1 protein-coding gene is annotated in these 256 nt (G+C 50.8%); it reads left to right on the forward strand.

Annotation, left to right across the window (positions count from 1 at the left end; genetic code table 11):
* The coding region (locus tag CH339_RS25835) for a pyruvate kinase alpha/beta domain-containing protein (RefSeq protein WP_276329895.1) at positions 1-256 on the forward strand (256 nt) is incomplete at both ends.

Below are 256 nucleotides of genomic sequence, written 5' to 3' on the forward strand. Positions count from 1 at the left end.
GGAAATTATCCTGTTGAAGCCGTTCAGACGATGCACAATATCGCTTCCCGTTCAGAAGAAGCGCTCAACCATAAAAAAATCCTTTCCGCACGAAGCAAGCAAGTCAGCATGTCAATTACGGATGCGATCGGCCAATCTGTGGCGCATACGGCAATCAACCTTGATGTGAATGCCATCGTCACACCGACGGAAAGCGGCCATACGGCGAGAATGATTTCCAAATGTCGCCCGCAGGCGCCGATTGTTGCAGTTACGG

It is taken from the genome of Rhodobium orientis (assembly GCF_003258835.1).
In the GTDB taxonomy this organism is placed as follows: Bacteria; Pseudomonadota; Alphaproteobacteria; order Rhizobiales; family Rhodobiaceae; genus Rhodobium; species Rhodobium orientis.